Annotated in this window: 16 protein-coding genes; 8 read left to right on the plus strand and 8 right to left on the minus strand. The window is 68.6% G+C overall.

Annotated features, from left to right (window positions below; genetic code table 11):
* The first annotated feature begins 13 nt into the window (after positions 1 to 13).
* Positions 14 to 778 carry a 3-oxoacyl-ACP reductase gene (locus NM1_RS37165; RefSeq protein ID WP_068031518.1) on the plus strand — a complete coding sequence of 255 codons (765 nt, stop codon included), beginning with the start codon at positions 14 to 16 and terminating at the stop codon, positions 776 to 778.
* A gap of 17 nt (positions 779 to 795) precedes the next feature.
* On the opposite strand, the gene NM1_RS37170 is transcribed toward NM1_RS37165, so the two are convergent.
* The gene (locus NM1_RS37170) at positions 796 to 2313 is read right to left on the minus strand and encodes an amino acid permease (protein ID WP_068031521.1); all 1518 of its coding nucleotides are present in this window, start codon (positions 2311 to 2313) and stop codon (positions 796 to 798) included.
* Positions 2314 to 2490: 177 nt separating this feature from the next.
* Here NM1_RS37170 and NM1_RS37175 point away from each other — a divergent pair, with 177 nt between their 5' ends.
* Both NM1_RS37175 and NM1_RS37180 read left to right on the plus strand, forming a co-directional pair.
* Complete coding sequence (locus NM1_RS37175; RefSeq protein ID WP_211339522.1) at positions 2491 to 3123, plus strand: HNH endonuclease family protein; 633 nt, start codon at positions 2491 to 2493, stop codon at positions 3121 to 3123.
* A 126-nt stretch (positions 3124 to 3249) separates the two neighbouring features.
* Complete coding sequence (locus NM1_RS37180) at positions 3250 to 4800, plus strand: substrate-binding domain-containing protein (protein WP_246011604.1); 1551 nt, start codon at positions 3250 to 3252, stop codon at positions 4798 to 4800.
* 3 nt (positions 4801 to 4803) lie between these two features.
* Here NM1_RS37180 and NM1_RS37185 read toward each other — a convergent pair whose 3' ends face one another.
* A complete protein-coding gene (locus NM1_RS37185; protein WP_068031530.1) occupies positions 4804 to 5865 on the minus strand; it encodes a fatty acid desaturase family protein in 1062 nt (353 codons plus the stop codon).
* A gap of 395 nt (positions 5866 to 6260) precedes the next feature.
* On the opposite strand from NM1_RS37185, the gene NM1_RS37190 reads away from it, so the two are divergent.
* From NM1_RS37190 to NM1_RS37200, 3 genes are all read left to right on the plus strand, one after another.
* Positions 6261 to 6827, plus strand: a complete 567-nt coding sequence (locus NM1_RS37190; protein ID WP_068031533.1) for a hypothetical protein — start codon at positions 6261 to 6263, stop codon at positions 6825 to 6827.
* A gap of 82 nt (positions 6828 to 6909) precedes the next feature.
* A complete protein-coding gene (locus tag NM1_RS37195; RefSeq protein ID WP_068031537.1) occupies positions 6910 to 7203 on the plus strand; it encodes an ArsR/SmtB family transcription factor in 294 nt (97 codons plus the stop codon).
* 19 nt (positions 7204 to 7222) lie between these two features.
* Positions 7223 to 8230, plus strand: a complete 1008-nt coding sequence (locus NM1_RS37200; protein ID WP_068031539.1) for an LLM class flavin-dependent oxidoreductase — start codon at positions 7223 to 7225, stop codon at positions 8228 to 8230.
* A 22-nt stretch (positions 8231 to 8252) separates the two neighbouring features.
* Here NM1_RS37200 and NM1_RS37205 read toward each other — a convergent pair whose 3' ends face one another.
* From NM1_RS37205 to NM1_RS37215, 3 genes are all read right to left on the minus strand, one after another.
* A complete protein-coding gene (locus NM1_RS37205; RefSeq protein WP_246011606.1) occupies positions 8253 to 8885 on the minus strand; it encodes a TetR/AcrR family transcriptional regulator in 633 nt (210 codons plus the stop codon).
* 92 nt (positions 8886 to 8977) lie between these two features.
* On the minus strand, positions 8978 to 10480 hold the full coding sequence (locus NM1_RS37210; RefSeq protein WP_068031542.1) for a flavin-containing monooxygenase: 1503 nt from the start codon (positions 10478 to 10480) through the stop codon (positions 8978 to 8980).
* Positions 10477 to 11823, minus strand: a complete 1347-nt coding sequence (locus NM1_RS37215) for a cytochrome P450 (RefSeq protein ID WP_068031545.1) — start codon at positions 11821 to 11823, stop codon at positions 10477 to 10479. Before NM1_RS37215 ends, NM1_RS37210 begins: the two co-directional genes overlap by 4 nt.
* A 105-nt stretch (positions 11824 to 11928) precedes the next feature.
* On the opposite strand from NM1_RS37215, the gene NM1_RS37220 reads away from it, so the two are divergent.
* On the plus strand, positions 11929 to 13179 hold the full coding sequence (locus NM1_RS37220; RefSeq protein ID WP_307719353.1) for a metallophosphoesterase: 1251 nt from the start codon (positions 11929 to 11931) through the stop codon (positions 13177 to 13179).
* A gap of 5 nt (positions 13180 to 13184) precedes the next feature.
* On the opposite strand, the gene NM1_RS37225 is transcribed toward NM1_RS37220, so the two are convergent.
* The 3 genes from NM1_RS37225 to NM1_RS37235 all read right to left on the minus strand — a co-directional run bounded on the left by NM1_RS37225 (position 13185) and on the right by NM1_RS37235 (position 16500).
* Positions 13185 to 13910, minus strand: a complete 726-nt coding sequence (locus tag NM1_RS37225; RefSeq protein WP_084520408.1) for a DUF5753 domain-containing protein — start codon at positions 13908 to 13910, stop codon at positions 13185 to 13187.
* Between the two features lie 97 nt (positions 13911 to 14007).
* Positions 14008 to 15267 carry a sensor domain-containing diguanylate cyclase gene (locus tag NM1_RS37230; RefSeq protein WP_246011607.1) on the minus strand — a complete coding sequence of 420 codons (1260 nt, stop codon included), beginning with the start codon at positions 15265 to 15267 and terminating at the stop codon, positions 14008 to 14010.
* Between the two features lie 126 nt (positions 15268 to 15393).
* Complete coding sequence (locus NM1_RS37235; protein WP_246011609.1) at positions 15394 to 16500, minus strand: terpene synthase family protein; 1107 nt, start codon at positions 16498 to 16500, stop codon at positions 15394 to 15396.
* A 205-nt stretch (positions 16501 to 16705) separates the two neighbouring features.
* On the opposite strand from NM1_RS37235, the gene NM1_RS37240 reads away from it, so the two are divergent.
* A partial coding sequence (locus NM1_RS37240; RefSeq protein WP_218022189.1) for a hypothetical protein occupies positions 16706 to 17049 on the plus strand: 344 nt, incomplete at its 3' end.

A 17049-nucleotide genomic window follows, 5' to 3' on the forward strand; every position in this document is an offset into this window, starting at 1 on the left:
CAGAGGAGAGACAGTGCAGCGCTTGCAGGATCGAGTCGCGGTCATCACCGGTGGCGGCAGTGGCATCGGCCTCGCCACGGCCCGGCGGTTCGCACAGGAAGGCGCGAAGGTCGTTGTCGCCGATATCGACGCCACCTCCGGTGAGGCCGCGGCCGCCGAGGTCGGCGGCCTGTACGTGAAGGTCGACGTCACCGACGAGACCCAGGTGCAGGCGATGTTCCAGGCGGCGGTCGATGCCTACGGCGGCCTGGATATCGCCTTCAACAACGCCGGAATCTCACCGCCCGACGACGATTCGATCCGCACCACCGGCATGGACGCCTGGCGGCGCGTGCAGGAGGTGAACCTGACCTCGGTCTACCTGTGCAGCAAGTACGCCATCGAGCACATGCTCGAGCGCGGCAAGGGTTCGGTGATCAATACCGCCTCGTTCGTCGCCGTGATGGGCGCGGCCACCTCCCAGATTTCCTACACCGCTTCCAAGGGCGGCGTGCTCGCCATGAGCCGCGAGCTCGGAGTCCAGTTCGCCCGCCAGGGGATTCGCGTCAACGCGCTGTGCCCCGGGCCCGTGAACACTCCCCTGCTCCAGGAGTTGTTCGCCAAGGATCCCGAGCGCGCCGCCCGCCGCCTCGTCCACATCCCCCTCGGCCGCTTCGCCGAAGCGGAGGAAATCGCCGCGGCCGTGGCATTTCTGGCCAGCGACGATTCGTCCTTCATCACCGCCTCGCAGTTCCTGGTCGACGGCGGAATCTCGGGCGCCTACGTGACCCCGCTCTGACTTCGTCCTAGAGGCAATCAGTCGATGTTTCGCCTGGGGCCCGTGAACCAGCGGCGGGCGGAGGCGAACCACCAGACGGCGATCGCGCCGACGACGCCGACCAGGGTCAGGGGGGCGTAATTGACCGAGGTCCAGGTGAATTCGTCGTTCCACGGGTAGCCGCGGTCGTCCATGGGCAGGATGAACAGCGCGCTGATCGCCACGATCCAGAGCAGCGCGACGATGCCGACGGGGCGGTACCACGCACCGAGCGTCCACGGGCCGGTGGCGAATCGGCTGCCGTGTAACTGCCGCAGTAGCACCGGAATTCCGTAGGCGATGTACAGGCCGATGGTGGCGACGGAGGTGGCGGCGGCATAGGCGGTCGGGGCATTGGCGGCGGGCACCAGCATCGACGGGATCAGCAGCACGAAGGCGAAGAACGAGATGAACAGGACCGCGTTCACCGGCACCTTGCGCGCCGAGAGCCTCGACCACAACGCCGATCCCGGCACCGCGCGGTCGCGGGCGAAGGCGAACAGCATTCGCGAGGCCGAGGTGACCGAGGCGTACCCGCAGAACAATTGCGCGACAGCCGCAATGATCAGCAGCAGCCCGGACCAGAACGAATTCAGCGAATTCTCCAGGATGTAGATGACCGGGTAGCCGCTGTTCTTCTCCGGGTCCAGCGCGTCGCCGAGGTTCGGAATCGCGAACGTCACCGCCAGGATCAGCAGATAGCCGGCGACGGCGGAGACGATGATGGTGTTGATGATGCCCTTGGCAGCCATCCGGGAGGCGTCGTGGGTCTCCTCCGACATATGCGCCGACGCGTCGTAGCCGGTGAACGTGTACTGCGCGTGCAGCAGGCCGAGCAGGAAACTGAATGCGACGCCGCCGAATCCGACCGCGCTGTTGTCGACGGTCTCGGTGAAGACGAAGCCGACGCTCTGATGGTGTTCCGCGCCGATTCCGAGCACCAGCACGAAGATCGCGACGCCGCCCACGTGCCACCAGGCCGATACGTTGTTGATCACCGCGGACAGGTGCGGGCCGATCGCGTTCAGCACCGCGTGCAGCACCAGGATGGCCGCGAACACCACGAATATCGCGGTGCGGTCGGTGCCGATATCGATGCCGATGACGTTCAGCACCACGGTGGTGAAAATGGCCGCGCCATAGTCGATCGAGGCGGTCACGGCAATCTGGCCAATCAGATTGAACCAGCCCGTGAACCAGCCCCAGATCGGGCCGCCCAGCTCCGAGGCCCACCAGTACAGACCGCCGGAAGTCGGGTACGCCGAGGCCAATTCGGCCATTGCCAGCCCCACGAACAACACCATGATCGATACCAGGGGCCAGCCCCACGCCATGGTGATGGGCCCGCCGTTGGACAGGCCGATGCCATAGCTGGCGAGCCCGCCGGTCAGGATCGAGACGATGGTGAAACTGATGGCGAAGTTGGAGAACCCGGACCAGGACCGGGCCAGCTCCTGCTTGTAGCCGAGTTCGGCGAGGCGGCGTTCGTCGTCGGACGGGGATCGGGTCTCGGTCATGGATGCTCCCGGGTGAAAACGCCGCCCTCACACGGCGTTTGCCAGGTGCTCATTGTGCGGTAAACCCCCGTCGACCGCAGCGCAACGCTGAAACCGGTTACCGGACGGTCATCTGGATTTCGTCGTCATCGCATACCCTCCTACGCGTCCGACCAGTTTCGAATGAACGGAAGGCACATGCGAGGCTTCTCCACCGCCATCGGCGCGATCGTGTCCGCGGCTGCCGTGGCAGCCCTGTCGATTCCGGGGACGGCCGCCGCCGAGCCGCCGGGGATTCCATCCGCCGATTCCGCGCGCGGCATGCTGAATGAACTCACGGTGCGCGACGAGGGATCCATGAGCGGCTACTCGCGGGAGAAGTTCCCGCACTGGAGCACCGTGTCCGGCCAGTGCACGACCCGGGAGACCGTGCTGCAGCGCGACGGCAGCGGCGTGCAGGTGGACGCCGAGTGCCGCCCCACCGCGGGCAGCTGGTATTCGCCCTACGACGACAAGACCGTGGCCGATGCGGGCGATGTGGATATCGATCACGTTGTCGCCCTGGCCGAGGCGTGGCGATCGGGTGCCGCCGAATGGAGTACCGACCAGCGTGAGAAGTTGGCCAACGACCTCGACGACCCACAGCTGATCGCGGTCACCGCCGCGTCGAATCGCTCGAAGGGCGACCAGGATCCGACCCAGTGGCTGCCGCCGAACACCGGCTACCGCTGCACCTACGCCCGGATGTGGGTCGCGGTGAAATCGAAGTGGGACCTGACGCTGCAGCAGGCCGAGAAGGACACACTCGGCGGAATACTGCAGGGCTGCTGACGGCCCGCCCCGATCCGGACCGGGTCACCGCCGCGACACCTGTTGTCGCGGCGGTGAATTGTTGCCCAACACTGTCCGCTCTCGCTGGACCGGCCCCGTGAGTGCGCCGAACATGGTTGCCATCCAATGCATTCGGGGGACATGACCCAGGTGGACAACTATCTGGTCCAGATCGGACTGCCGCTCATCGCGCTCGCGGTCTCGCTGATCGCATTCCTGTGGGAATTCGTGGTGATCCGGCGCAAACAGCTCGGCTACCGCGTGCAGATGGACACCCCGGTGACCGGCGAGATCGAGTCGGCGTTCCCGGGCGTGCTCACCCAGATGCGGCCCGACGACGCCGATTCCGGCGCGGAGTTGAAAGACCTGTCGGTGGTGCTGATCCGCATCGAGAACAACGGCGTCACCGATATCGACTCCGCCGACTACTCGATGCCGGACGGGCCGGTCGGGCTACACCTGCATTTTCCGCGGCGCCGCGTGGTCGGCATGGCGGTCACCGAGCTCAGCGAACCGACGCTCGGCGATCACCTCGAGCCCGGCCGGGGCATCGACGCCCGCGAGGACACCGCCCACCACATCGGCATCATCGACCTGCCCAGGGTGCCGATGAACCGGCGCGACCACTACAAGATCCTCGCCATCCTGCAGCGCACCACGGGCGGCAGCGACTACCCGGAGCCGACCCTGTACGGCAAGCTCAAGGGCGGCCGCATCACCGAAACCCGCAGCCAGACCGGCGTTTCCCGAAACATGCTGGGATTCATGGCATTCCTGGTCGCGGTGATCGTGATCCAGTTCTCCATCACCCTGCTCGGCGACGATCCGCCCGCGCCGCACTGCGTCCGCGGCAGCCTCACCCTGGTCGGCTCCTCGGCCTTCGAGCCGGTCGTCCGCGACGCCACCGCGGCCTACCGGAAAGGTTGCAGCGGAGCCGATTTCACCTTCGCCTTCGAGGGTAGCGAGCGCGGCCTGACCCGCGTCGACGAGGAGGGCGGCGGCAATGCCGGACTGCTCGCCATCACCGACGGCCCCAAGGGCGTCGGCTATCCCGGCCTGCTGCCGCGGCCGCTCGCGATGGCCGTATTCGCCGTGGTCGTGCACCGCGACCTCGGGATACGCGATCTGACCCGGGAGCAGATTCGCGACCTGTATCAGGGCCGGATCACCAACTGGAATCAGGTCGGCGGGCCGGATCACCCTGTGCGCGTGATCAATCGGGCGCTCGGCTCCGGCACCAGGGAGACCTTCCAGCAGCGGCTGCTCGACGGCGGCTCCGTCGCGCTCCCCCAAGCCGGCTGCCGCGCCATCCGATTCACCGCACCGCCCGGCCTGTCCGCCTGCGAGGTGCCGCTCACCCGCGACATGCTCGAGACCGTGGCCGACATTCCCGGCGCGATCGGCTACGCGTCCTACGCGGAGGCCGCACACAGCGCCGGGACCGTCACGGTCACCATCGACGGACACCGCCCCGGGCGGGACGAGGTCGTCGCGGGCGGCTATCCGTTCTGGGGAGTCGAATACGCCTACAGCAACGGCGAACTCCCGCACGACTCGCTGGAGGCCGCCTTCCTGCGCTACCTCACCGACAATGCCGGTAAGGACGTCGTCCGCACGCACGGCGATACGCCGTGCGACGAGCTCGCCCAGCCCGGCGCCTGCAGCCCGCAACGCTGAACGTCAGTCCGCGCCTTTCGCACTGGACACCAGTGGGCGGGCATCGGGTTCGGACGGCGGCAGCGCTCGCGCACTCTGTCCGACGGTGTTCAGGTGCCCCAGGGCCTGGGCATAGGACTCCAGCAGCCCGGTCTCGCAATACGGCAGCCCGCGCTCGGCGCAGAACTGCACGACCAGCGGTTGCGCCCGGCGCAGGGCGGGCCGCGGCATCGCCGGGAACAGGTGATGCTCGATCTGATAGTTCAGGCCGCCCAGCGCGGTGTCGACGAACCAGCCGCCGCGCACATTGCGGGAGGTGAGCACCTGGCGGCGCAGGAAGTCGGTGGACTCCTCCGCCGTCAGCACCGCCATCCCCTTGTGGTTGGGAGCGAAGGTGCAGCCCATGTACAAACCGAACAGGCCCTGGTGCAGCAGCACGAATGCGAGCGCGTGGACCGGCGGCAGCACCGCGAGCACCAGGACCAGGTATCCGACGAAGTGCGCGCCCAGCATCACCGCCTCCCGGCGGCGGTGCCGAATGTTCCAGCTCGCCACGCCCCGCACGCTCGCGCCGTGCAGGCTCCAGCCCTCCAGCAGCAGCATCGGGAAGAACAGCCACGCCTGGTACCGGAAGATCAGCCGCCGCACGCCCTGCCCGCGCCGCGCGCGCTCGCCGGAATGCGCCAGCACCCCGCTGACGTCCGGGTCCTCCCCCTCGGTATTGGGGTGCGCGTGGTGGCGGTTGTGGTTGCTGGTCCACCAGCCGATGCTCACCCCGATGCCGAGGTTCCCGGCGATCAGCCCGTACAGGTGATTGGCCCACCGGGTGCGAAAGATCTGCCGGTGTCCCGCATCGTGCCCGAGGAAGGCGAGCTGGGCGAACACCGCGGCCTGCCAGGCCGCGACCGCCACCTGCCACCACGAGTCGCCCACGAGGACGAACGCCACCCATCCGGCAACCCAGGCGGCCGCCGTGATCGCACTCTTCCAGCCGTAGTAGCGCACCCGCCGATCCAACAGCCCGGCCTGGCGCACCCGGCGCAACAACACCGCGTACTCACTCCCCCGCACCGCGTCGGAACGCATCGGAGGATCGACCGCCGCCCTCGCACGCTCGGGCGCTCCGGCTCGCAACGCCACCGAGCCGGATAAGTTGTCCATTGTCACGCACGGCCTACCGTTCTGCCCCGGTTGTCGGTTTCGGGGCTCGCACTTCCGCACACCCGCAGCCATTCTGCGGCATCGGGCAGTCGGCACTGTCGGCGGCCGCGCGAACGCGGCTCGCTATTCGATTCCAGGTTGCCGCGAGGACATATCCACCGAGTAAACGAGGGTGTGGTACGGCGACACATCTGCGTGACGATCCGTGCACGGGGGTGGACAGGATGCGCCGCGGAGAAACCCCTAGTACCACGGTATTACGGCCGAACAGCACCGCAGCGGGGTGTGGGCCGGGACCGGAGATTCCTACCTTCGGCACCATGGTCACCAACGAATCCGAATTCGCCGCCGCGTCCGCCACTTCCGAGCACCGTACCGCCAGGCCCCTGTGGCTGCGCGGGATGGCGGGCGCGGTGGCGGCGGTCGCCACCGTCAGTTTCCTGGGCGCTGCCGTCGCGGCGGCGGCGACCGGCCCCGAACCCCGATGTTTGTGGGCCGGAAACGATTACACGCAGTCGTCGACGGTCGTCGCGGGCGGCTCGGCCTTCACCTGCGCGGCCGACCGCGGCGCACCGCACTGGATTCGCGGTGCGGCGACCGGCGCCCCCAGCACCGTCGCGAACCCCGGCGCCGCCATGCACCCCGCGGGCATGTTCAGCGTCGGCGCGGTGCAACCGGGAACCGAGTACACCGACTACTGCGTGGGCACCCAGCTCGTCGACGGCAGCGAACGGCAGTACCAGGTGGTCGAGGCGTCGGGCACGCTGTTCTGGAAGGCGGCGGGGCCGATTTCGGGGTGGGCGTTCGACCCCGGCACCGGCCCGGTCCCGACCACCCGCTCCGCGAGCCTGTGCCCGGAGGATCCGGTGCTGTGGCCGCAGAACTGAGCCCGGTGACCAGGGTCACGGTGCACACCCGCTGCTCCGGGCATAAATTCGGTAATTAGCGAAATACCGAAGGAAGGCGAGTGTGCTCGAACAGTGCAAGGCGCTGGCGAACGAGACTCGGCTGCGCATCCTGGAGTGGCTGAAGGAACCGGCCGCGAACTTCCCGGGGTGCGACAGCGAGACGGCCGAGCTCGGCGTGTGCGTCGGTCTCATTCAGCAGAAGGCCGGGACCTCCGCCTCGACCGTCTCGGCGCATCTGGCGGTCCTGCAGCGCGCCGGATTCCTGACCGCCACCCGCCGCGGGCAGTGGACGTATTACCGCCGCGACGACGCCCGCATCCGCGCCTTCACCGAGCACCTGCACCGCATTCTGTGACCACGAAAGGCAGCGTCGTATGCCGCTAGCACTGTCCATCCTCGACCTCGCATCGATCGCACCGGGCGGTTCGGCGCGCGACAGTTTCGACAACAGCGTCGCCCTGGCCCGGGCCGCCGAACGCAGCGGCTATCGACGGGTCTGGTACGCCGAGCACCACAACATGGGCTCCATCGCCTCGAGCGCCACCAGCGTGCTGATCGGACATGTCGCGGCGCAGACCGAGACCATCCGCCTCGGCTCCGGCGGCATCATGCTGCCCAACCATTCGCCGCTCGTGATCGCCGAGCAGTTCGGCACCCTGGAGACGCTGTTCCCCGGGCGCATCGACCTCGGCCTGGGCCGGGCCCCGGGCAGCGACCAGAAGACGATGCTCGCCCTGCGGCGCAATCCGAGTTCCGCGGACACCTTCCCGCAGGACGTGCTCGAGCTGCAGGGCTATCTCACCGGGCACTCGCGCATCCCCGGCGTGCAGGCCGTCCCTCGCGCGGAAGGCGTTGTGCCGCTCTACATTCTGGGGTCGTCACTGTTCGGTGCGCAGCTCGCCGCGCAACTGGGCCTGCCGTACGCGTTCGCGTCGCATTTCGCCCCCGATGCGCTGCACCAGGCCGTGGCCACCTACTGCGAGCACTTCCGGCCGTCGGATCAGCTGGCCGAGCCGTACGTGATGGCCGGCGTCAACGTGTTCGCCGCCGAGGACCACGACGCCGCGGCCGAGCAGAAGACCATCGCCTACCGGGCGCGGGCGCGGATGATGATCAAGCGGGGCGCGGCCGACGCCCGCTTCACCGACGAGGAGATCGACGCGTTCCTGGCCTCCCCCAACGGCGCCCAGCTGACCGCGATGACCCGCTACACCGCCGTCGGCACCCCCACCGAAATCCGTACGTACCTCGATGATTTCGCCGCCGCGATCGATGCCGACGAACTCATCCTCGCCCACCACGCGCACGGCATCGAGGACCGGGTGCGATCGGTCGAACTGACCGGCAGCGCCATGGGCGCCCTGGAGCCCGCCGACCACTGACCCGCGGCCGCCGTCCGGCAAATCAGTCGCTCGCGGGCTCGTCGCGCGGGCCGATGAGGGCGACCGCGGTGTCGACGGCGACGTCGATGATCCCGGTGATATCGCCGCCGTCCTCGACGGTGGAGGCGATGAGTTCGCGGTAGCCGCCGTAGAGGATCGTCGCCGTCTGCCGGGACGGCGGGTGCAGGTCGGCGGACTGGAATTCCGGTGTCGCGGTGAGGTTTCGGATGAGCGAGACGAAGGCTTCCCCGGTCTCGCGGTGCAGGCGCCGGGCGTCCTCTCCGAGGGCGGGGATATCGCGGATCCACGCCAGCGTGATCGAGGTGTCGCGCTGGGAGGCGCCGATCCACGCCTCGATCGCCTGGCGCACCTGGGTGCGCCACGGCGCCGCCGGATCGACCGCCGCGTAGATCTGCCGGATCGTGTCGCTGTTGCGCTCGCTCAGCAGGGCGATGAAGCAGTCCTGCTTACCGCGGAAGTGTTCGTAGAAGGTCCGGCGGGAGGTGCGGGCGTGGCGGACCACGTCGGCCACGGTGGCCTCGCGATAGCCGTGTTCGCGCACCGCCTCGGCCATGCCGTCGAGAAGTCGGCGCCGGAACCCGGATTCCGGCGCGGCCTCGGTGGCGGGGCTGGATGCGGGCTCGGCGCGGGTCACGGTGACCAGCCTAGTTTCCGCGCGCTCGAGCGGGCGCACCCGCCGACCTCATGCCGTGGCCGCCGATCGGCCGGACGCCTGCCGCAGCGGATTCAGATCGTGACCGTCTCCGACTCTTGCCCACCAACCCCGGAACTCTCCGATCGCGGCGGCCGATTCGAGAACCGCAAGGTGCCGTCCGCCAGGCGTCCGTACCGCAGCGTCAGCACGTCCTGGGCGTAGTTCATGCCCAGCCGCCACGGCCTGCGGCCGCCCGCGCGGGGGAATTCCTCGATGGACCTGAGCACGTAGCCGGCCTGGAAATCGAGCAGCGGCGTGGCCGGCACGGTGGGGTCCGGCGCGGGGGTGCAGGTGTCACAGCCGTGGTCGTCGAGGTACCGCAGTATCCGGCAGACGTATTCGGCGACCAGATCGGCCTTCAGCGTCCAGGACGCGTTGGTGTAGCCGATGGTGAAGGCGAAGTTGGGGACTCCGCCGAGCATCATACCCTTGTACGCCATGGTTTCCGGCAACTCGACCGGGCGCCCGTCGACGGCCAGCTCGATCCCGCCGAGCGGCAGCAGCCGCAGCCCGGTCGCCGTCACCACCACGTCCGCCTCGAGCTCCGTGCCGGACTCCAGCCGCAGCCCGGTGGCCGTGAACCGCTCGATGCGGTCGGTGACCACGGACGCGCGACCGGCGCCGATCGATCGGAACAGGTCGCCGTCCGGGACCAGGCACAGCCGCTGATCCCACGGGTTGTAGGACGGCTTGAAATGCGTGTCCACGTCGTACCCGCCGGGTAGCCGCCGGACGTTCTGCTCGCGGAGGAACTTGCGCATCATGTCCGGACGACGGCGGCTGAGCTGGTATATCAGGGTGCTGACCAGCACATTCTTCCAGCGGGTGACGGTGTAGGCCCGTCGTGTGCCCAGCAGCGCACGCAGCCGGGTGGCGAGCGCGTCCGCGGCGGGGACGGGGAGGATGTAGCTCGGCGACCGCTGCAGCATGGTCACGTGCGCCGCGGTCTCGGCCATGGCCGGTACGAGCGTGACGGCGGTGGCGCCGCTGCCGATGACCACCACCCGCTTACCCGCGTAGTCCAGGTCCTCCGGCCACTGCTGCGGATGCACGACACGGCCCCGGAAGTCGTCGAGCCCGGCGAATTCCGGCGTATGCCCGCGGTCGTAGCGGTAATACCCGCCGCACATGTACAGGAACGCGCAGGTGAACGTCGCGGTCGTCTCCCCGCGCCGCACCTCGACCGTCCAGCGCGCCGCATCCGTCGACCAGGAGGCCCGGATCACGCGGTGGCCGAAGCGGATTCGGTGCACGATACCGGCGTCGGCGGCGGTGTCGCGGATGTAGCGCAGGATCGCGGGACCGTCGGCGATGGCCTTGCCCTGGGTCCACGGCCGGAATCGGTAGCCGAGGGTGTACATGTCGGAATCCGAGCGCACGCCGGGATAGCGGAACAGGTCCCAGGTGCCGCCGATCGCGTTGCGCGCCTCCAGGATCGCGTAGCTGCGCCCGGGAAATTCCTGCTGCAGATGGTGCGCGGCACCGATACCGGAAAGCCCCGCCCCCACGATCAGGACATCGACATGCTCGGTCATGCGGTGACCTCGGCCGCGCGCGCCGTGGTGTCGGCCGAGGGTCGCGGTGCGCGGCGGTGCACGACCGCACGACCCTTCCCGCCGGGAACCAGTGCGACACCGCGGAAGTGTGTGCGCTCGTCCGGGCGGTCGGTCGGCTCGAGGACGAAATCCCTGAGCAGCGTGCGCAATACGACGTTCATCTCCAGGGTGGCGAATGCGGCGCCGATGCAGCGGCGCGCGCCGCCGCCGAACGGGATCCAGCTGAAGGTGCCGGGCCGCACGCCGACGAAGCGGTCGGGATCGAAGGTGCGGGCGCGCGGGAAGAGGTCCTCGTTGTCGTGCATCAGCCGGATGCTGACCATCACCTTCTGCCCCCGCGGCAATGTCCACCGGCCCAGCGAGATCGACTCGGCGTGGACCTGGCGCGCGGTCGCGTCGATCACCGGCCGGACGCGCTGCACCTCCAGCAGCGTGGCCTCGCGCAGCGCCGAACCGCCCTCGTCCACCTCGGATACCAAGCGGCGCAGGATATCCGGATGGCGGCGCAGGCGCTCGATCGTCCACGCCAGGGTCGTCGCCGTGGTCTCGTGACCGGCCGTGAGCAGCGTCAGCAGCTCGTCCGCGATCTCGTCATGGGTCATGGCGGATCCGTCGTCGTAGCGGGACTGCAGCATCATCGACAGCACGTCGTCGCGGTCGGACAGATTCGGATCGTCGACCGCGCGCCGGATGAGCCGCCCCACGATCTCGTCGTAGCTGCGGCGGTGCGCCGCGAACCGCGCCCAGGGACCGTAGCGCCCCAGGAACTTTCGCGGCATCGGCACCGCGGCGAGCGCCGACCCCAGCAGGACCAGCTTCGGCAGCAGCGCGCGGAGCCGATCGAATTCCGCACCCTCGGCGCCGAATACGGCGCGCAGGATGACGTTCAGGGTGATTCGCATCATCGAGTCCATCGACGCGAACTCGCGGCCCGACGGCCACCCCGCCATCTCCGCGACCGCCTCCTCCTCGATCATGGCCTCGTACACCGACAGTCGGCGGCCGTGGAACGGCGGCGTGAGCAGCTTGCGTTGCTTGCGGTGCTCGTCTCCGGTCAGCGAGAACAGCGAACCGGGCCCGAGGAACTGACCGAGGTTGATGTCGATGTTGTCCACCAGGTCGGTGCTCGTGGTGAACAGCGCCTTCACCTCGGCCGGTTCCGACAGCACGACGGTCCGCCCGAATCGGGGCAGGTACACCGTGAACGCCGACCCGTAGCGCTCGTGCAGCCGCCGCCACGCGCGGGTCCGTCCGGCCATTACCTGTAAGCCCTGCACGAGTTTCGGCGCGCTCGGTCCGTCGGGCAGTTTCACGGGGGTCATATGCCGCCTCCAACGTGGTACATCTACGTACCATCAGCACGGTACGCTCACGTACCGAGTGTGGCAAGGGTCACGGCAGACCTCGGCTCGACATACAGTGATGCGGTGGTGGTGGTCGCGGTCGCGGGAATCGTTGTTGTGGTGTGCCTCGTGGCCCTGGGAATGGTTGGGCTGCACTGGTATGTGTGGCGTCGGCTCGTCCGGGATACGACGGCGCGCGGGTCCGTCGGCCGCCGCGTGGGCACCGGGGTGATCGTCGCGGGCCCGCTGCTGCTGATCGGCGCGTTCGTGGCCGAACGGGCCGAGGCGCCGTTCCTGCTCACCCGGATCATCTCCTGGCCGGGCTATCTGTGGGGCGCGCTGTTCGTGTACCTCGTGCTGTGGCTGCTGGCGGGTGAGCTGGTCCGGCCGTTCTTCCGGCGCTGGATCGCCCGCGCCGACACTCTCGCCGCACAGGTCGAGCCGGAGCTGGTTCCCGCGACCGGGAACGCGATGCCGGATCGACCGGACCTACCAGATCGTCCCGCGCCGGTTTCGCGGCGGCTCTTCGTCTCTCGGGCGGTGAGCGGTGCGGCGGGGCTGGCGGCGGTGGCCACGGTCGGGTACGGCGCCCACGGCGTGCTGGCCGGACCGCGCGTCGAGCGGCTGGCGGTGCCGCTGGCCAACCTGCCGCGCGCCGGGCACGGATATCGCATCGCCGTGGTCAGCGATATTCACCTCGGTCCGATCCTGGGCCGCGGATTCGCCGAGCGGGTGGTCGACACGATCAACGGCACCCAGCCGGATCTCATTGCCGTGGTGGGTGATCTGGTCGACGGCAGCGTCGAACACCTGCGGTCGGCGGTGGAGCCGCTGTCGCGGTTGCGGGCACGGCACGGCGCCTACTTCGTCACCGGCAACCACGAGTACTTCGCCGGCGCCGAGCAGTGGATCGAGCACGTGCAGGACCTCGGGCTGCGGCTACTGGCGAACAGCCGCACCGAACTCCCGCATTTCGACCTGGCCGGTGTCAACGATATGCAGGGCGAAAGCATCGGGCAGGGACCGGATTTCGCCGCCGCGCTGGGAGATCGCGATCCCGCGCGCACGGCCGTGCTGCTCGCGCATCAGCCGGTCCAGATCCACGACGCGGTCGAGTTCGGCGTCGACCTGCAACTGTCCGGCCACACCCACGGCGGTCAGATCTGGCCCGGGAATCTCCTTGCGGGACTGGCCAATCCGACGGTCGCGGGGTTGGAACGCTACGGCGACACCCAGCTCTACGTCACCCGCGGCGCCGGCGCCTGGGGACCCCCGGTCCGCATCGGCGCCCCCTCCGATATCACCGTGATCGAACTGGCGTCGAAACAGACGTGACGGATTCACAGGTGTGAGCCGTCGGCGGCGGCCGTGATGATGTCGCTGGTGCGGTCGGGCCGTACCGCGTTGACGCACAGGCGGTCCCAGATCGTGTGGTAGGCGTCGAGATCGCTGGATTTGTCCAGGAAGCGGGCATCGGTGGCGTGGTGGATGTGCACGATGTCGCCGAGATCGGCGTCCGCGAGCCGCAGCAGGACGAAGGGGACGGCGCTGATGAGGGGGCCGCACGCGTGGTCGGGCATGATCTGCACGGTGATGTTCGGGCGCTCGGCGGCGCGGGCGAGATGATGGAGCTGGTCCCGCCAGACCTGGTGGCCGCCGGGCTGGCGGCGCAGGGCCGCCTGTTCGATCACCACCCATAATCGGGGCGGCGTGGCACGGTCGAGTATCTCCTGACGCTTCAGCAGCAGATCGATCTGCTGCTGGATATCGGCGGCGGCGCCCGGCCGGGCCAGGGCTGCCACCTCGCGCGCATACGCGGGCGTCTGCAGCAGGTCGGGAATCACCCCGGGCGCGTAATAGCGCAGCAGGGAGGACGAGTCCTCGAGGGCGAGATAGGTGTCCATCCAGAGCGGCGCGGCCTCGGCGCCGAGGTGGCGATGGCGGGCGGCATCGGCATGTCGCACCTTCCGCAACCGGCCGGCCAGCACCCGGCGTAGTAGTACCGCATCCTCGGGCGGCCTCCCGTCGTCGCCGGAATCCGCGACGGAGGCCGAGCCGTCGATCATCGATCGTCCCCCAATCGCCCTCGGGTGTCGTGCTTTCCGAGTTTGCCACAGCCCCGCGGCTGCTGCCGGATAGCTGGCAGCAGTTCGAGCCGGTGGATCACCGCCCGACGGGCGCGTGCAGCGTATGCAGAACCCAATGCCCTCTACCGTTCGTCTTGGCGTAGTAAAGGCTGGTGTCGGCGGCGTCGAGGAGAGACTCCGGGTTCGCCCCGGCAGCCGGAGTGACAACCGCACCGATGCTCGCGGAGATCTGCAGTTCGTGCCCATCGGCGGTGATCGGGTGCGCCAGTGACGACTTCAGCCGATCCGCGATGACGGTGACGTGATGACTGCTGGCAGGCGGCGGGACCAGGGCGACGAATTCGTCGCCACCGATGCGCGCGACGAGACAGTCGTGGTCGCGCACGCTGCGGTCCAGACGGGCGGCGACAGCGGCGAGGACCTGGTCACCTACGCCGTGCCCGTAATGGTCGTTGACGTGCTTGAACCTGTCGAGATCGGCGAAACACAGGCCGATCCGGTCGGCGGTGGCGGCGGTGGCGATCACCGCTTCGATCTGGTCGAGGAGGTGGCGCCGGTTCGGTAGTCCCGTGAGCGGATCGTGGCGGGCTTGATGCTGCAATTCCTCCTGCAGCCGGTGCTGTTCGGTGACATCCTCGCCCAGGGCGAGCAGGTAGTCGGGCTGTCCGTCAGTGCCTTTGACATAGGTGATGGCGAACGACGCCCATCCGACGCTGCCATCGGCACGGAGTAGTCGCCGCTCGATCTTCACCGTCCCCTCCTGGGCGGGAACGAGTTTCTCGTAGACGAGATTGCGAATTTCGTCCTGATCGTCGGGATGGGCGAAGTCGTAGACCGAGATCCCGCGCAGATCCTCGGCGGGTACACCGATCATCGCGGCGAGATGGGGATTGGCCTCCAGCAGAACGCCGTCGATATCGCCCACGGCGATCGCGATGGCCGCATTGTCGAACACGATCCGGAACCGCTGATCGATGTCGCGCCGGACGCGGTCGAGGGTTCGTGCGTCCGCGTGCACCTGCGCCTGATGCCCTTGACCGATCGCCACCAGGAGCGCGGCCAGTCGCCGACCGGCGTCCGGGTGGCCGACCTGATCGGCCAGGCCGTGCAGTACCTGCGCCGAGACGATGGGCACCGTCGGGTCGATCAGCTGCGCCCGAGCCAGTGCCTCGCCGATCCGGGTGCCTACGGCAGCGTCGAACGGCTCGGCGGCCAGCCCGGACAGCAGATCGCCGAGCAGATGTGCCAGCAGCGCCTGCCGGTTGTGTGCGCCGTCGATGTCGGCCAGCGCACGCCACCATTCCCGGACGAGCGCCGTGCGGTTCGGTTCGTCCACCACAACCCCCTCGATGGTCCTCGCCGCTCCGGTCGACCCCTCGCCCGAGGCGGCGTCACTGTCATCCAACGGTAGACGCCTGTTCTGAAAAGCTATCGCACGGAAACTTTTCCGGGCTGGGAACAGTCAGTCTAGCCAGTTTTCGGTGAAGATCGACAAGCCCTTGTATCGCCGGGTTGTGCACTGCCACACCCAGGTCGCCTGCAGGCACCGGTCCAGGTCGTCGGCATGTGCGGCGACCGATTCGGCCAGCCCCGCGTCACCGAGCGCTGCGCAGTGGCTGGTGAGCGCCGACCGGGTGCGGTGGAATCGGGTCAGTCGATCGCGCACGATCTGCGCGGCCCGGTTCACGGCCCCCACGAGGCCGGAGCCGGGTGTGTCCAGCAGGCAGATCGGGATCAGGTTGAAATCGGATCGGTCGCCGATGCATTCCTTCTCGAAGGAGAACATGTCGTTCATCAACGCGCCGAGTTCGGCCGTCAGGCGCCGGAGTTGCCGGAGATCGTGGCCGAGCCCCGCGCCATCGAGCCGATCCCACGGCAGGTAATCATCGCGAGCGAACTCGCACAGCGCGATCGCCGGATACATCCCCGACACATGGACCCGCAGGTCGATATAGTCCTCCACGCTGAGCAAGGCGTCGCGCGCGCGGGCATTCTGATCGCGGATCGCGGGACGCAGATGGTCGGCCGTCGCGGTCTGAAATCGTTCGAACCACACCGGGCCGGCGTGCTTGCGCAGCGTGGTGAGCAACTCGGCCGTCGCCGCCTCCACGGGGGTGAGATCGTCTGTCGCGAACTGCGTGCCGAGCAGCCGGCATAATCGGTCCACCAGTTCATGGGCCTCCTCCTGCTCGATCGCCGACAGGTGCGCGAACTTCTCCCGCCCGACCCGATCGTTGAGCCAGAACAGAATCGCGTTGAAGGTCCCGATGATCGTCATCCGCTCGGCGGTGACCGTATTGGGGTGCAGGTACGGCGTCATGCTGTTGTAGTGGGCGCCGCCGGACTCCAGCCAGATCCCGTGACCGCGGCAGAAACGCTCCACCTCCGCGCAGGCCTGCGTTCCGAACCGGTTCGGCCGGAAGCCCCTGCAGTAGTCGGCTATGTCACTGCTCGGCGTGCTGAACAGGCTGCGCAACGACCACCGCCCGCCGTCGCGCAACAATGACTCGTACTCTTCACGCATTGCTGCGAGGTCCGCCTCGACCTCCGGCGTGTACCGCTGCACCACGACAACTCTCCCGATCTGTGCCCCTCGCTCGTGTCGGCGAACCGAGTCGTTCCGGCATCCGCGAAGGATCGATTATCGAATGGTAATCGACGCCCGGAGCCGTCTCGGTCACCGAAGGCCATAGTCCCGATCTCCGGGACCCCTCCCGAATGCGTTGTCCGACACTGGCCATCCGCCCGCATACGCACTTCGGAAAGGGATCCGGATGGACCGACCGGCATCCGCGGCTCCGGCCGGGGACCCTTGGGCCGTCGCGATCGGCAATGCGTCGCTGCTCGGGATCGGATACCTGATGGCCGGGCGGCGCGCGACCGCCGTCGTCTCGGGTTTCGGCACCGCCCTGCTCGTCACGTTCCTCGCCTGCGCGGCGCGATCGGTGTGGGCGGAGGTCCTGGTGCTGCTGTGGTGGGCGGCCGTCATCGCGCACGGCTGGTTCCTCGGCGCCCGCCACGGCGGCCCACGCACCGGGGCGCGGGTTCGACGGCAGCGGATGATCGCGCTCGCCGTCACCATTCCGGTGCTGGCCGCGGTCGTCGTCCTGCGCGTGGA

Origin of the sequence: Nocardia mexicana NBRC 108244 (assembly GCF_001613165.1) — a bacterium.
In the GTDB taxonomy this organism is placed as follows: domain Bacteria; phylum Actinomycetota; class Actinomycetes; order Mycobacteriales; family Mycobacteriaceae; genus Nocardia; species Nocardia mexicana.

Excerpts from the sequence above, each read along its gene's own strand:
- NM1_RS37225 (WP_084520408.1), bottom strand. The coding sequence starts at position 13,910 with ATGATCGACGGCTCGGCCTCCGTCGCGGATTCCGGCGACGACGGGAGG.
- NM1_RS37210 (WP_068031542.1), bottom strand. The coding sequence starts at position 10,480 with ATGACCGAGCATGTCGATGTCCTGATCGTGGGGGCGGGGCTTTCCGGT.
- NM1_RS37190 (WP_068031533.1), top strand. The coding sequence starts at position 6,261 with ATGGTCACCAACGAATCCGAATTCGCCGCCGCGTCCGCCACTTCCGAG.
- NM1_RS37170 (WP_068031521.1), bottom strand. The coding sequence starts at position 2,313 with ATGACCGAGACCCGATCCCCGTCCGACGACGAACGCCGCCTCGCCGAA.
- NM1_RS37215 (WP_068031545.1), bottom strand. The coding sequence starts at position 11,823 with ATGACCCCCGTGAAACTGCCCGACGGACCGAGCGCGCCGAAACTCGTG.
- NM1_RS37175 (WP_211339522.1), top strand. The coding sequence starts at position 2,491 with ATGCGAGGCTTCTCCACCGCCATCGGCGCGATCGTGTCCGCGGCTGCC.
- NM1_RS37200 (WP_068031539.1), top strand. The coding sequence starts at position 7,223 with ATGCCGCTAGCACTGTCCATCCTCGACCTCGCATCGATCGCACCGGGC.
- NM1_RS37180 (WP_246011604.1), top strand. The coding sequence starts at position 3,250 with ATGCATTCGGGGGACATGACCCAGGTGGACAACTATCTGGTCCAGATC.
- NM1_RS37185 (WP_068031530.1), bottom strand. The coding sequence starts at position 5,865 with ATGCGTTCCGACGCGGTGCGGGGGAGTGAGTACGCGGTGTTGTTGCGC.